Source organism: Marinobacter iranensis (assembly GCF_029207565.1).
GTDB lineage: Bacteria > Pseudomonadota > Gammaproteobacteria > Pseudomonadales > Oleiphilaceae > Marinobacter > Marinobacter iranensis.
Genome location: NZ_JANCMW010000078.1, coordinates 1 through 286, shown reverse-complemented (window position 1 = coordinate 286; position 286 = coordinate 1). Strand labels below are relative to the sequence as shown.

Annotated in this window: 1 protein-coding gene; it reads left to right on the top strand. The window is 63.3% G+C overall.

Translation table 11 applies throughout. From position 1 onward, the window contains the following. Positions 1-286 (top strand): hypothetical protein (locus NLU14_RS21520; protein WP_275710471.1); only part of this gene is annotated, 286 nt, incomplete at both ends.

Sequence of the window (286 nt, the reverse complement as noted above, 5' to 3'; positions counted from 1 at the left end):
CTGGGAAGTGCTTCAAGGCGATGCCCTGGCGCTCAAGGACTACGTGGAAGCCGGCAGCGTGGACACCGTCATCTTCTCCTCGATCCTGCACGAGCTGTACTCTTACATTCCTTATAACGGCGCGAGGTTCAACCGGGATACGGTCGCCGCGGCGCTGAGAAGCGCGTTCGACGTCCTCTCGGACGGCGGACGCATCATTATCCGCGACGGCATCATGACCGAGCCGGACGCGCGTCGCGTCATCCGGTTCCTGCAGCCGGACGGACCGGCTTGGCTTGAGCGGTAC